This is a genomic window from Paraburkholderia fungorum (genome assembly GCF_046026025.1).
In the GTDB taxonomy this organism is placed as follows: domain Bacteria; phylum Pseudomonadota; class Gammaproteobacteria; order Burkholderiales; family Burkholderiaceae; genus Paraburkholderia; species Paraburkholderia fungorum_E.
Genome location: NZ_JAQQFL010000018.1, coordinates 92745 through 107636 on the forward strand (window position 1 = coordinate 92745; position 14892 = coordinate 107636).

Genomic DNA, 14892 nt, shown 5'->3' on the forward strand with positions numbered 1-14892 from the left:
TGGTGACATTATCCGGGTATACGTCTTAACAGGTTAAGCATGGCCCAAGTGAACGACGACGAAAGCGGCAACCGGCTCGGCAGCTATCTGAAGAACCGGCGCACCAGGCTCGATCCCGCATCCTTCGGCATTTCCGGTGGCCGGCGGCGCACCGCCGGACTACGCCGCGAAGAGGTGGCGCAGCGCGCCAATATCAGCGCGGCCTGGTACACCTGGCTGGAACAGGGGCGCGGCGGCAATCCATCGGCAGACGTGCTGGACCGCATCGCCAAGGCCCTGATGTTGACCGAGATCGAGCGTGAACATGTATTCCTGCTCGGCCTCGGCCATCCGCCCGAAGTCCGCTACCGGAGCAGCGACGCGATCACGCCGCGCCTGCAGCGCCTGCTCGAAGCACTGCCCTACAGCCCGGCGATCGTCAGGACTGCGACGTGGGACGTGCTTGCGTGGAATCGCGCGGCTGCGGCGGTGCTCACCGACTACGCCACCCTGCCCCCGGAGCGACGCAACATCCTGCGCATGATCTTCTGCGACCCTCGCGTGCGTGCCGCGCAGTTCGATTGGACAAGCGTGGCCCGCCTGGTGGTGAACGCCTTCCGGATCGATGCCGCGCGCGCGGGCGCCGACGCCGAGGTGGCGCCGCTCGTCGACGAACTGTGCCGGGCAAGCCCTGAGTTCGCCGCCATGTGGCGAGACAACGAGGTACAGACTCATGGCGACGGCGTCAAGCACCTGCGCCACCCCGTGCTGGGGCCGATCTCGCTGGAATACTCATCCTTCGCGGTCGATGGGCGGCCGGATCTTCAGATGGTCGTCTACAACCCGGCGACCCCGGCCGATCAGGAGCAGATCCGCTCGCTAGTCGAGGGAACGCTCGCAACCGCTGCGAAGTGAGCCGGGGGCCATTCCCGATCGCACGACGATCTGACTACCGTGGTTCGTTCAGGCCCACCTCCGGCTTGCGAGCCAGATCGACGAACGCCTTGAGGTAGTCGATTTCAGTGTCGGTTTCGCGGGCGCCGAGGAAAATCTGCTTGGCAATGCCCTTGCGCCCCAGGCGCACAGGAACAACGTTCATCTTGCCGGCATACTCCTCCACCAGCCAGCGCGGCAGCGCCGCGACGCCTCTGCCGCTTGCCACCATCTGCAGCATGATGTCGGTGGTTTCGATCACCTTGTGGCGCCGCGGTGTGACACCGGCCGGCATCAGAAACTGGTTGTAGATGTCGAGCCTGTCCGTCTCGACCGGATACGTGACCAGCACCTCGCGCGTCAACTGCTCCGGCTTCACATACTCGACGTTAGCCAGCGGATGCTCGCGGTTCACCACGAGTACCTGCTCGTAGTCGAACACCGGTTCGAAGCGCAAGCCTGGCTTGTAGAGCGGATCAGGCGTAACGAGCAGGTCGATCTCATAGCCGAACAGCGCGCCGATGCCGCCAAACTGGAATTTCTGCTTGACGTCGACATCCACATCCGGCCAACGCGCGAGATAGGGCGACACCACCTTGAGCAACCACTGATAGCAAGGATGGCACTCCATACCAATGCGCAGCGCGCCACGCTCGCCCTGCGCGTATTGACCCAGGCGTTCTTCGGCGAGATCCAGTTGCGGCAGCACGCGGTTGGCGACGGCAAGCAGATATTGACCGGCCTGGGTCAAGCGCAGATTGCGCCCCTCGCGCAACCAGATGTCCGTGCCCAGTTGCTGCTCCAGCTTTTTCATGGAGTGGCTGAGGGCGGATTGCGTCACGCACAGGATTTCCGCCGCCGCAGTGAGCGAGCCGCGCTCGTCCACGGCCTGGACAATGGCGAGATGAATTCTCTCAAGCATGATGATCCATGAATTAAACTAATGGTTTGTTGAATTATCACCATTTTACTTCATAAGTCGCCTTCGCTAGGATGCACCGATCCGCAACCTGATCGAATCAAGGCGACACGATGGCAACGACACACAATCTGGGCTTCCCCCGTATCGGCGCGAAGCGCGAGCTGAAATTCGCGCTCGAGTCCTACTGGAAGGGTGAGTCCTCACTCGGCGAACTGAAAGCGCTGGGTGCCCAGTTGCGCCAGCGTCACTGGGCACACCAGGCCGACCTGGGCTTCGCCGCCGTCGGCGATTTCGCCTTCTACGACCAGGTGCTGGACATGAGCTTCACGCTGGGCAACCTGCCGGAGCGCGTGCACGGCTTCCATGGCGATGCCCTCGACAACGCGTTCCGCGTCGCGCGCGGCCGGACGGCCAAGGGTGCCGAAGACCACAACGCGTGCTGCGGCGGCGTTGCTGCCGGCGAGATGACCAAGTGGTTCGACACCAACTATCACTACATCGTCCCCGAATTCAGCGCCGGCACCGACTTCAGACTCGACCCGTCGCGCCTGCTGGAACAGTTGGCTGAGGCCAAGGCTCAAGGCGTCAAGGCCAAGCCGGTGATCGTCGGCCCCGTGACCTACCTGGCGCTCGGCAAGGCCAAGGACGACTCCGACAAGCTGGCTCTGCTGCCGCGCCTGCTGCCGGTTTACGCCGAACTGCTGGCCGCGCTGGCGGCTCAAGGCGTCGAGTGGGTTCAGATCGACGAGCCGATCCTCGTCACCGAACTGTCCGCTGAATGGCAACAGGCGTACGTCACCGCGTACGAAGCGCTGGCGAACAGCAAGGTCAAGCTGCTGCTGGCGACGTACTTCGGCCAGTTGCTCGGCAACCTGTCGCTGGCTTGCAAACTGCCGGTGCAAGGCCTGCATCTGGATGCGATCAATGCGCGCGCAGAAGTCGCTGCAGTGATTGCCCAATTGCCAGAGGACCGCGTGTTGTCGCTCGGCGTGCTCAACGGCCGCAACATCTGGAAAACGGACCTCAACGGTGTGCTGGACTGGCTCGAGCCGGTCGCGAAGCAACTGGGCGAGCGCGTCTGGATCGCACCGTCGTGCTCGCTGCTGCATGTGCCGGTGGACCTGGAAAGCGAACAGAAGCTGGATGCGGAAGTCCGCTCGTGGCTCGCCTTCGCATTGCAAAAGCTGGGCGAACTGAAGGTGCTCGCGAGCGCTTTGAACCAGGGCCGCGACGCGGTCAAGGCAGAGCTGGCCGCTAACGCTGCCGCCATCGCCGCCCGTCGCGCTTCGCCACGCGTAAACCACCCGGCAGTCAAGGCTGCCCTCGCGAACATCAGCTCGGCCTTGGGTCAGCGCAAGAACGCCTACCCGGCGCGCGCCGACAAGCAGGCCGCACTGTTGAAGCTGCCGCCTTACCCGACCACGACCATCGGCTCGTTCCCGCAGACCGGCGAGATCCGCCATGCGCGCAGCCAGTTCAAGAGCGGCGCGCTGGACGAAACCGGCTACCGGAGCGCGATGCGCGCCGAGATCGAACGCAGCGTGCGCGAGCAGGAAGCGCTGGGGCTGGACGTGCTGGTGCACGGTGAAGCCGAGCGTAACGACATGGTGGAATACTTCGGCGAACAGCTCGACGGCTACGCGTTCAGCCAGTTCGGCTGGGTGCAGTCGTACGGCTCGCGTTGCGTGAAGCCGCCTATCCTGTTCGGCGACATCAGCCGCCCGAAGGCGATGACCGTCGAATGGATCAAGTACGCGCAGTCGCTCACCAGCAAGCCGATGAAGGGCATGCTGACCGGTCCGGTCACGATCCTGAACTGGTCCTTCGTGCGCGACGACCAGCCGCGTTCGGTGTCGTGCTACCAGTTGGCGCTGGCGATCCGCGAGGAAGTGCTTGACCTCGAAAAGGCCGGCGTGCGCGTGATCCAGATCGACGAAGCGGCCTTGCGCGAAGGTCTGCCGCTGCGCAAGTCGCAATGGCAGGAATACCTGGACTGGGCCGTGACGTCGTTCCGGATCACCGCCAATGGCGTGGATGACGAAACGCAGATCCACACGCATATGTGCTATTCGGAGTTCAACGACATCATCTCGTCGATCGCCGACATGGACGCCGACGTGATCACCATCGAGACCTCACGCTCGGATATGGAGTTGCTCGACGCGTTCGACAACTTCAACTACCCGAACGAAATCGGCCCGGGCGTGTACGACATCCACTCGCCGAACATCCCGAGCGAAGAACATATCGTTCAACTGATGAAGAAGGCCGCTGAACGCATTCCGGCGCAGCGCCTGTGGGTGAACCCGGACTGCGGTCTGAAGACGCGCCAGTGGGAAGAAGTCATTCCGGCGCTGACCAACATGGTGGCGGCTGCCAAAAAGCTGCGCGCTTCCGTCTGAGGAAGCCGGTAAGCTGATAGCGAAAGATGGCCACCTTCTGGTGGCCATCTCTCATTTTCCGTCACGCTTGCGCAGCAGATACGTGTCCATGATCCAGCCGTGGGTGCGGCGAGCCTCGGCCCTGACGCGTTCGATTTCGTCCATCACGTCGCGCAGCTTTCCTGAGATGAGAATCTCGTCGGGCGTGCCCACGTACGCGCCCCAGTAGATGTCCAGGTCTTCATCCGCGAGATGCCGGTAGGCATTCTGCGAGTCCAGCATCACGACCACGCTGTCGACATTCTCCGGGAACCCTTCGGCGATTGAGCGGCCGTTGGTGATCGCGATCGATCGGCCAATCAGGTTCAGTGGAACCTTGTGCCGTGCGGCCAGCGCCTGGACGCTGCTGATCCCGGGAATCACATCGTAGTGAAACGCGTGCCGACCCTCTTGCGCAATCGCCTCGACGATGCGGATCGTGCTGTCGTAGAGCGAAGGGTCGCCCCACACCAGAAAAGCGCCGACTTCGCCGTCGTGCAACTCGTCTGCAATCAGGCGCTCGAACAGGCGTTGCTTGTCACGGTTCAGTTCGTCGACTGCGGATCGGTAGTCTGAGTCGTCGCGTCTGCGCTCAGGGCTGGTGGCCTCGACGATCCGATAATCGTCACCGTTGATGAATCGCTCGATGATCTGCTTGCGTAGCGCGACCAGTTTTTCCTTCGCGACGCCTTTATCCATCACGAAGAATACGTCGACCTGATTGAGCGCGTTGATCGCCTGAACGGTCATGTAGTCAGGATCCCCTGCCCCAATTCCGATGATCAGGATTTTCTTCATCACTTCAACTCCTGGCTAATGCGGCGGGCGTCTCGATCGAGCACGCCCGCGGTTGATGTCAATTTATGCTGGACGTGCTGCCAAGCGCTCACGGGTTGCCGGCTATCAGTTCAATGCTGTCCAGTTGAGCCGCGCAGATGTCCCGAACGATCCGCACAAAATCGTCGAAGTACGGCCGACCCGCGATCCCTCTGGGTGCGACGGCATAGAGTTCGCTCCATAGTCCACCGGCACCGACGCGCTTGGCGAGCACATAGTCGTGGTCGACGTAGTTCTTCACCCCCCAGTTCGGCAGCGCCGCAATGCCACGGCGACTCGCCACCAGTTGCATGATCGCGATAGTCAACTCCGCGGTCCGCCGTTCGAGCTTGATCCCTGCCGGTTCCAGAACTTCGCGAATCAGATCGATACGCGATTCCGGCACAGGATAGGTAATCAGCGTCTCGCCTAGCAGGTCGTCGGGACCGACACGCCGCTTGTTGCGCAAGCGGTGTTCATTGGCGATCACCACCTGTATCTCGAAGCGGAAAAGCGGTGCAACGTGCAAATTACGCCTTGTGGCAGGCTTCGAGCCGATTACCACGTCCGCCTTGCCTTCGTTCAGCAGCTTCATCGGATCGGCATGGAACCCGGCGACCAGATCGACTTCCACCTCCGGCCAGCGGCGGCGAAATTCATCCATGACCGGCATCAGCCAGTCAAAGCAGGTATGGCATTCCAGCACGATTCGAAGCTCGCCCCGCACGTCGCCCTTCAGACGAACGAGATCGCGCTCGGCGGTGGCAACCGCGGCCACCGTTTCCCGGGCGAGAGCAAGTAGCCGCTCGCCGGCAGCCGTAAAACGCAGACCGTAGCGGGTGCGCTCGAAGAGGGACACCTCGTAATGCGCCTCCATGTCGCGGATCTGATGCGACAGCGCGGACTGGCTGAGATTGACCCGTTCGGCGGCGCTCACCAGCTTGTCGGATTCGGATATCGCAATGAGCGAACGAAGATGCCGCAGTTCAAGCATCGCACCGCCCGCATCGGCCGTGACAGTAAAGCAAAGGGGAGAAATTCTTGATATGAATGTGGTTCATATGATGATGAAAACATGTCGCTTGATGAATCATAACGTGACTTGCACACTACGCGGCATCCACTCAAGGATTCCGCATGGCCCGCACTCACATCTCCGGTTTTCCGCGCATCGGCGCGCATCGCGAACTCAAGTTCGCACAGGAATCTTTCTGGCGCGGAGAATCCGACGATGCCTATCTGCGTGGGGTCGGAAAGGAGTTGCGTGCCCGTCACTGGGAATTGCAGCGCGCCGCCAGGCTGGATTTTGTCGCAGTCGGCGATTTCGCGTGGTACGACCCGATGCTGAACCTGACTGCCCTGCTCGGTGCGCTGCCGGAACGATTCGGCTTCGAGCCGAAGACCCTGTCGCTCGCCCAGTATCACGAACTGGCGCGAGGCAACAAGGCGCAGCCGGCCATGGAGATGACCAAGTGGTTCGATACCAACTACCACTACCTGGTGCCGGAACTCGGTCCCGACACCGCGTTCGACGGCGGCATCGACTGGTTCTTCGAGGAAGTCGACGAAGCGCTCGCCCTGGGTCTTGCCGTCAAGCCGGTGTTGATCGGACCTATCACCTATCTGTGGCTATCCAAAAGCCGCGTTGCGGACTTTGACAGGCTGTCGTTATTGCCCAAGCTGGTCATCCGCTACCTGCGCATTCTCGACACGCTGAAGGCGCGAGGTATCGAATGGGTTCAGCTCGACGAACCCGCGCTCTGTCTCGATCTCGAAGCGGATTGGCTCGAGGCGTTTTCCGCCGTGTACAACGTACTGGGCGACTCGGGCCTCAAGGTGCTGCTGGCGACCTATTTCGACACCGCCGCCGATCACGCGCCAAGCGTCGCACAACTGCCTGTTCACGGTGTGCATATCGATCTGGTCAAGGCCCCGCAGCAACTGGAGGCGTGGCGTTCGGCGCTGCCGGCGGACAAGGTCCTGTCGGTCGGCGTCGTCGATGGACGCAACATCTGGCGCGCCGATCTGGGCGCCATTGTCGGCTCACTGGAAAGCCTTCAGGCGGAACGCGGCGACCGGCTGTGGATCGCGCCGTCCTGCTCGCTGGTCCATGTGCCGGTCACGCTCGCCTCCGAACAGAAGCTCGATGGCGAACTCCGGTCGTGGCTGGCTTTCGCGACCGAAAAACTCGATGAGCTCAGCACGATTGCGCTGGCGCTGCGCGATCCATCAGCAGCCCAGTCGGCGCTCGCGGCCGCGGCTACCGCGCTCGAGTCGCGCCGCAACTCAGGCGCGGTATTCAACGTATTGGTGCAACGGCGTGTCGCCGCTGTCACCGAGACGATGGCCAGCCGTAAGAGTCCGTTCGCCGATCGGAGCCGTGTGCAGCGTCACTCGCTCAAACTGCCACTCCTGCCCACCACGACAATCGGTTCGTTTCCGCAAACGGCGGCAATCCGGCAAGCGCGTGCCGCCTATCGTCGAGGCGAAATGCGCGCACTGGAATACCTTGAACGGATGCGAGCCGAAACGGCGAGCGTCGTGCGGCGACAGGAAGAACTCGGACTCGACGTGCTGGTGCATGGCGAAGTCGAACGCAACGACATGGTCGAATTCTTCGCGGACAAGCTCTGGGGATGTGCGCTCACCGAGAGCGGATGGGTCCAGAATTACGGCGCGCAGTGCGTCAAGCCACCAATCATCTACGGCGACGTCTACCGGCCCGAGCCGATGATCGTGGACGCGGCCTGTCATGCGCAGTCTTTGACCGACCGCCTGGTGAAAGGGGTGCTGACCGGACCGGTCACCATGCTCGAGTGGTCGTTTGTTCGTGACGATCAGCCGCGCTCGATCACAGCGCTCCAACTGGCGCTGGTCATTCGCGACGAAGTCGTGGACCTCGAGAAGGCCGGCATCCGCATCATTCAGATCGATGAACCCGCCTTCCGTGAAGGGCTGCCGCTGCGTAAGGCAGACTGGTCCGCGTACGTCGATTGGGCGACCCGGACCTTCAAGATTTCTGCGGGCGGCGTCTCTGACGCCACGCAGATCCACACCCATATGTGTTACTCGGAGTTCAACGACATTCTGCCCGCGATCGCCGCGCTGGATGCGGACGTGATTACGATCGAGACATCGCGCTCTTCGATGGAGTTGCTCGACGGTTTCGGCGAGTTCGCCTATCCGAACGGAATCGGACCCGGCGTATACGACACCCATTCGTCGCGTGTCCCGAGCGTCGAAACGATGCAGCGATTGCTCGAACGCGCATGCGAGGTCATTCCGGCTGACCGCCTGTGGGTCAACCCCGACTGCGGCCTGAAAACCCGGGGCTGGCCGGAGACGGAAGCGGCCTTGTCCAATATGGTGCTGGCCGCCAGAGCGCTGCGACAAAGGCTCTCAGCACAGTAAGCAAAACCTGAAAACAGCAAGGAAGCGTGCCGCCAGCGTCGTAGTGATTGACGACAACCACGACGCATCGGTACGCTTCGCGCTGATGGTTCCCGTCACTCGTTGCGCCGGCGCGTCATCGGCGCGTCATCCGTGTTGATAGCGCTTCCGCCCTCGTCAATATTGGCGCCTGGCCTGGCTCGTTCGTCCTCTAGCGCGTGAAACGTTACGACGAACTGGAAGCCTGTTCAGCCAGACGTTAAACCGTGTGACTGCGCCCAGGCGGCCCACTCACTACCCGCAAGAACCGACAAGACACAGCCCATCTCCATCATGAAGTTCCGTCATTTCATCATCACGTCTGCCCTGAGCGTCTCGACATGGCAGGTTGCACAGGCCGCGGACGACACGTCCTTGCCGCAGCCGGCACAGACCCCGGCAGAAACCACGCTGCCGAATATTCTCGTCACCGGCGACACGCAACATCTGCCGCAATCGTTCGACCAGCGCTTCGCCACGACTCAGGTCCTGACGCGCGCCGATCTCGAGCGTCTGTCGCCGATCGATCCGAGTATCACGCAAGCCCTCGCCACGCTACCCGGCGTTACCCTTTCGCAAAACGGCGGACCCGGCTCCACCGCCTCGGTCAGTATCCGGGGTTCGTCCGCCAGTCAGGTCGCGGTGTTTATCGATGGTATCCGGGTCGGTTCCGCGACCAGCGGACAAGCCGAGTGGGCGGATCTGCCGACCTCCGCGTTCGACCGCGTCGAGGTCATCTCGGGGCCGGCGGCCGCCTCGTTCGGTGCGAATGCGATGGGCGGCGTCGTACAGTTGTTCACCAACCATGCGGCCAATCAGCCGAACCGGACCACGATCTCGCTAGGCGGCGGCTCGAACAAGACCTTCGATACGCAAATCCGCACGTCGGGCAGTATCCCGTCCACCGGTCCGCTTTCGGCACTCTCCGGACTGACCTACTCGCTCGGTCTGCACGACTACAACACCGCGGGGATCGAAGCGACCCAGCCCTACGCCTATGGCCACGAGGACGGCCGCAATCCGTACCACGCGCAGGACGTGGATGCGCGGCTCGGCTATGCGCACGACAACTGGTCGCTCTCCGCATTTGCCCTGTATCACAGGTCCGATCTGTCTTACGACAACGCGGGCGGCGCCGACCGGCAACTCGATCATCAGTTGACGACCGGCCTCGCGTTTCATCTGGACATCACGCCGTCCACGCAGTTTGACCAGTCGGTAGGCTACGCTACGGACCGCCAGTTCGTCTATGCGAACAATCCGGCCATCCCCACCGACGAATTCGACTCGACGCGCTTAAGTACCACGACCTCGCTAACGCACCAGGAACGCGGGCCGGCACTGTTCGGCCTGCCGCTCTCCGGCGAGACGAAGCTTGCCTACGACTTCAGCCGTGAACTGGCATTCCTGCCGGTGGATGTCCCTCAAGGATTGCCGGCGCGCAACGATTCGTCTTTCTCGCTGCATCAGTCGGCCACGCTCGGTGCGCTGACGGTGTTCCTCGCCGGTCGCCACGACATTGTTCAGGGCCTGCCGGTCAATACCGGCAATGTGGCGGTGGCCTATGCCATTACGCCGGTTTATACGGCGCGGCTCTCGTATGGCAATGCATTCCGCCTGCCGACCTTCAACGATCTGTACTATCCGGGCTACGCCAATCCGAACCTGTTGCCCGAGCGCAGCGACACGGTCGAGGCAGCACTGGACGCCTCGACGTCTTTCGGCACCTTCACGGCCGCCGTATATGACACCCGGGTCCATGACCTCATCTCGTTTAACGCCGCGACCAGCATGCCCGTGAACGTAGGGCGTGCCCACGTCCAGGGCATCGATCTGTCCTACAAGGGCACAATCGGCAAATCGACACCCGTCAGTGTCGCGGTCGGCATTCTGAATCCGCAGGACGTCACCGACCAGACGTGGCTTCCCCGCCGTCCGCGCCAGACGGTCGCCCTGAGCGTCGATCACATGTGGGACGAGTTCCACCTGCACGCGCTCAGCACCGGCGTCTCGCTGCTTTACGGCGGCTCGACCTTCGACGACCAGTTCAACACGACCTATCTGCCGTCGTACACACGAGTCGATCTGCGCGCCGCGTACAAGATCAACTCGCATCTCACCGTGTCCGCCAGTCTGTCGAACCTCTTTAACCGGCAGTACGTCACCGCATACGGCTACAACTCGCTCGGCCGCACGGCATTCGGCAAGGTGGCGTATACGTTCTAGGCGGTAACGGGCTCACGTTTTATGCCGTCGGGCGGCAATTCACCCGGCGGCATAGCGCTATTTAATGAAAACCGGCCTGCCGGGCGTCGAATGAGTCCACGCCGGTTTTCTCCGGCCCTGCGCATTGCGAGGCCGTGCCTTACCGAATCAAACCGCGAGTGGAGCGCGACAGAAATTCGTAAAACGGCTTTACCTCGACGTGAGCGGACGCAATTTCAGCGATCTCCGGCTTCACTTCATCAAGCGTCTTGCCACTCCGGTAAAGCAACTTGTAGGCATTCCGAATGGCTTGTATGGCCTCTTTGCTGAAACCGCGGCGTTGCAGCCCCGTGGTGTTCACGCCAATCGGCGAAGCATGATTGCCTTGGGCGATGACAAACGGCGGCACATCTTGCGCGATGCCGGAACAGCCTCCAACCATGACGTGCGCGCCGATGATGCAGAATTGATGAACCGCGCACATACCGCCGATGATCACGTGGTCGTCCAGGATGACGTGACCGCCCAGCGTTGCATTGTTTGCCAGAATGCAATGGTCGCCAACGCTGCAATCGTGGGCAACGTGAGCGTTGACCATCAGCAGATTGTCGTTGCCAACCCGGGTGACGCCGCCGCCCTGGATCGTGCCGCGATGGATCGTGACACTCTCGCGGATTCTGTTCCGATCGCCTATTTCTACGAGCGTCGGCTCCCCGGCGTACTTCAGGTCCTGGTTGTCTTCGCCAATCGTGGCGAAGGGATAGATTATGTTGTCCCGACCAATGCGGGTGCGTCCGCTTACGACGACGTGAGACTTGAGTTGGGTGCCCTCACCAATCTCGACCTCGCCGCCAACGCAGCAATAAGGACCAATGCGAACACCGGCGCCAATGACCGCGCCCTCTTCGATCACTGCGGTTGGATGGATGACAGCCGTTTTATCGATCACAAACATAACCTCTCAGGAATGCCACTTGTGTGGCCTTGCAATTCAGATTCCATGCCGGAGCAGCGAGCCCCTATTCATTTCAGCGGTCGATTATATGGGTCTTTATTCCCGCTCGCCGTTGACCTTTCAACTGGTTACGAGCGGCTGAATGTCGGCTCGCCGGCTCCAGGAAAATTCGCCACCTTACAAATAGCTGTCGGCAAGAGCATCGAGCGAACCGACTACGTGATCTCGTGCGTCACGCGCCGCAATCGAGCGTGCTAGGCTACGCGTAGATTTCTTGCCGCATGGGATAAATTCCGCGGTCAGGACAGGAAACATCGAAGTTCGGGTGGCTCGAATAGTCCCATCCGCTCCCCTCGCTTAAGCTAAACGCAGGCGATGTAAGGTGGATCGATGATCGACGTGAACCAGCGTATTGCCGGGCGGCGGCGCCTTCGTGGCTTGCGTGGCCTTCGTGGCTTCTGTGCTGCGCTTTGCGGCTGTGCCGCCGTGACCGGCTGCATGGTCGGTCCCAACTACCGCACACCCGCCGCGCCCGCTACCGACACCTACACCGCCGCGCCGCTGCCCGGGCAGACGGCTTCGTCTCCCGGAGCCTCCGGCTTGCCCCAGCGCTTTGTGCCAGGACAGGACATTCCCGCCGCCTGGTGGGCCCTCTTTCATTGCGAACCGCTCGATACGCTGATCCGTCAGGCGCTCGTCAACAGCCCGAACATCGCCGCCGCGCAAGCCGCCTTGCGGCAGGCGCGCGAAAACTTCAAGGCGCAAGCCGGGGGCACCCTTCTGCCCAGCGTCGATGCGCAACTCGGCGCCACGCGACAAAAACTGAACGGCATCTCCTTCGGCGAACCTGGTGTGGTCGATGAGTTCAATCTCTACAACGCATCGGTGAATGTGTCGTACAAACTCGACGTGTTCGGCGGCTCGCGGCGCGCACTCGAAGCCTTGCACGCGCAAATCGACTACCAGGACTTTCAGTTGCAGGCGGCCTATCTCGCGATGTCAGCCAACATCGTGACCGCGGCGGTCAAGGAAGCATCGCTGCGCGCGCAGATCGAGGCAACCGAGCGGATCGCCACGGAAGAGGCCGAGCAACTCGGCGTACTCGGCAAACAGTTCGAACTGGGGGGCGTGGGCCGCACGGCGGTACTCGCGCAACAGACCCTGTTGGCGCAGACCCGCGCCACGCTGCCGCCGCTGCAACAACAACTCGACCAGGTGCGTCACCAGCTCGCCGTGCTGGCCGGCAAACTGCCCAGTGACGCAGGATTGCCCGAATTCAGGCTCGAGATGTTTTCGTTGCCCGAGTCGCTGCCGGTGAGCCTGCCGTCAGCGCTGGTCCAGCAGCGGCCCGACATCCTCGCCGCCGACGCCGTGCTGCATCAGGCCAGCGCGCAAGTCGGCGTGGCGACCGCGGCGATGTATCCGCAGATCACGCTGTCCGCCAGCTATGGCGCCGAGGCCCTCACGCCGGCCCAGGTGTTCAAGGCGGGCAGCACGATCTGGAGTCTGGGGGCCGGCCTGCTGCAACCCGTCTTCCACGGCGGCCAACTGAGCGCACAGAAGCGCGCGGCCGAGGCGGCGTACGAGCAGGCCGACGCGCAATATCGTGAAACGGTGCTGCTGGCGTTCCAGAACGTCGCGGACTCGCTGCGCGCGCTCGATCACGACGCGACCGGCCTGAAAGCACAGACGGATGCCTGGCGCTCCGCCAGCGATTCGTTGGACCTCACGCGTGGACAGTACCGCGTCGGCGGCGTGAGCTACCTCTCACTGCTCGATGCCCAACGCCAGTATCAGCAAACGGTGGTCAGCCTCGCACAGGCGCAGGCATCCCGCTACGCCGACACCGCCGCCCTCTTCCAGGCGCTCGGTGGCGGCTGGTGGAACGCGCCCGTGCCGGCCACCGCCGCGACGACGCATTGACGCAACGACGTATTGACACATTGACGCATTGACGTAACCGGCCCGGCCCGCAGAACGCTCGCATCACCGCTCTTTGCAACAACACGCGCAGTCAGAAACAAAGGAACGAAGCAACCAACCGTCAGGCGCTTCGCCCCATGCCGTGCAAGGACACAACGATGACTGAAAGAAAACCGATGACAAAGCGGATGGTGATCATGCTGATCTGTGTCGGCCTGCTGCTCGCCGCACTGGTCGGCTTCAACCAGTTCCGCTCGTACATGATCGGCAAGTTCATGGCGAGCAACGCGGCGCCGCCCTCCACCGTCTCGGCGATCGTCGCCGGCTATCAGTCGTGGCAACCGCAGCTTACGGCAGTCGGCAGCCTGCGCGCCGTGCGCGGCGTCGATGTCACCACCGAAGTCGCGGGCCTCGTGCGCGAGGTGGCGTTCAGTTCGGGGCAGAAAGCGAAAGCCGGGCAAGTTCTTGTCAGACTCAATGCCGACAGCGACGTGGCGCTGCTCCAGTCGCTGCAGGCCGCGGCAGAACTCGCCCAGACCGTCTACACGCGCGACAAGGCCCAATACGACATCAAGGCAATCGCCAAGGCGCAGCTCGATGCGGACGCCGCCGACCTCAAGGGCAAGAAGGCGCAAGTCGCGCAACAGGCTGCGCTCGTCGACAAGAAAACGATCCGCGCGCCGTTCGCGGGACGCCTCGGCATCACCACGATCAATCCGGGGCAGTACCTCAATCCCGGCGATGCGATCGTGACGCTGCAAGCGATCGACCCGATCTTTGCCGATTTTTACCTGCCGCAGCAGCAGTTCGGCCAGCTCGCCATCGGCCAGACCATCGTGGTCGATACCAACGCGTATAGCGGGCAAACCTTCACGGGCAAGATCCTGTCGATGAACCCGAGAGTCGACAGCGCCACGCGCAACATTCAGATCGAAGCCACGGTGGACAATCATGAGCGCAAGCTGCTGCCGGGCATGTACGCGAACGTGAAAATCGACGCGGGCGCCGGGCAGCGCTACCTCACGCTGCCGCAAACAGCGATCACCTACAACCCCTACGGCGCGACCGTGTTCATCGTCAAAGCGGGCGCGCAACCCAACGCGCAGGGCAAGGCGCTGCCCACCGCGCAACAGGTGTTCGTCACGCCAGGCCCGACACGCGGCGATCAGGTTGCGATCCTCAAAGGCGTCGAGGCCGGCATGCAGGTCGTGACGAGCGGGCAGCTCAAGCTCAAGAACGGTACGCCGCTCATCATCAACAACAGCGTGCAGCCGGCGGACAATCCGAACCCGGCGCCTCAGGAACAATAG

The 14892-nt window shown here is 62.3% G+C and carries 10 protein-coding genes; 6 read left to right on the forward strand and 4 right to left on the reverse strand.

Annotation, left to right across the window (positions count from 1 at the left end):
* The first annotated feature begins 39 nt into the window (after positions 1-39).
* Positions 40-894, forward strand: coding sequence for a helix-turn-helix transcriptional regulator (locus PQR67_RS20575; protein WP_408463153.1), 855 nt, complete (start codon positions 40-42; stop codon positions 892-894).
* A 34-nt stretch (positions 895-928) separates the two neighbouring features.
* On the opposite strand, the gene PQR67_RS20580 is transcribed toward PQR67_RS20575, so the two are convergent.
* Complete coding sequence (locus PQR67_RS20580; protein WP_408463156.1) at positions 929-1834, reverse strand: LysR family transcriptional regulator; 906 nt, start codon at positions 1832-1834, stop codon at positions 929-931.
* Positions 1835-1944: 110 nt separating this feature from the next.
* Here PQR67_RS20580 and metE (PQR67_RS20585) point away from each other — a divergent pair, with 110 nt between their 5' ends.
* A complete protein-coding gene (gene metE, locus PQR67_RS20585; RefSeq protein ID WP_408463158.1) occupies positions 1945-4236 on the forward strand; it encodes a 5-methyltetrahydropteroyltriglutamate--homocysteine S-methyltransferase in 2292 nt (763 codons plus the stop codon).
* 51 nt (positions 4237-4287) lie between these two features.
* On the opposite strand, the gene cobF is transcribed toward metE (PQR67_RS20585), so the two are convergent.
* Together cobF and PQR67_RS20595 are read right to left on the reverse strand one after the other, a co-directional pair.
* The gene (cobF, locus tag PQR67_RS20590) at positions 4288-5052 is read right to left on the reverse strand and encodes a precorrin-6A synthase (deacetylating) (protein ID WP_408463161.1); all 765 of its coding nucleotides are present in this window, start codon (positions 5050-5052) and stop codon (positions 4288-4290) included.
* Between the two features lie 88 nt (positions 5053-5140).
* A complete protein-coding gene (locus tag PQR67_RS20595) occupies positions 5141-6064 on the reverse strand; it encodes a LysR family transcriptional regulator (RefSeq protein WP_408463163.1) in 924 nt (307 codons plus the stop codon).
* A gap of 143 nt (positions 6065-6207) precedes the next feature.
* Between PQR67_RS20595 and metE (PQR67_RS20600) the strand changes: the two genes are divergently transcribed.
* Entirely contained in the window at positions 6208-8481 is a 2274-nt protein-coding gene (gene metE, locus PQR67_RS20600) for a 5-methyltetrahydropteroyltriglutamate--homocysteine S-methyltransferase (RefSeq protein WP_408463165.1), read from the forward strand.
* Between the two features lie 312 nt (positions 8482-8793).
* Positions 8794-10725 (forward strand): TonB-dependent receptor domain-containing protein, encoded by a 1932-nt coding sequence (locus PQR67_RS20605; protein WP_408463167.1) that lies wholly within the window; start codon positions 8794-8796, stop codon positions 10723-10725.
* Positions 10726-10864: 139 nt separating this feature from the next.
* Here the strand turns inward: PQR67_RS20605 and lpxA are convergent, their stop codons facing one another.
* A complete protein-coding gene (lpxA, locus tag PQR67_RS20610) occupies positions 10865-11659 on the reverse strand; it encodes an acyl-ACP--UDP-N-acetylglucosamine O-acyltransferase (RefSeq protein ID WP_408463170.1) in 795 nt (264 codons plus the stop codon).
* Positions 11660-12049: 390 nt separating this feature from the next.
* Here lpxA and PQR67_RS20615 point away from each other — a divergent pair, with 390 nt between their 5' ends.
* Together PQR67_RS20615 and PQR67_RS20620 are read left to right on the forward strand one after the other, a co-directional pair.
* Positions 12050-13582 carry an efflux transporter outer membrane subunit gene (locus PQR67_RS20615; RefSeq protein ID WP_408463172.1) on the forward strand — a complete coding sequence of 511 codons (1533 nt, stop codon included), beginning with the start codon at positions 12050-12052 and terminating at the stop codon, positions 13580-13582.
* 158 nt (positions 13583-13740) lie between these two features.
* A complete protein-coding gene (locus PQR67_RS20620; protein ID WP_408463175.1) occupies positions 13741-14892 on the forward strand; it encodes an efflux RND transporter periplasmic adaptor subunit in 1152 nt (383 codons plus the stop codon).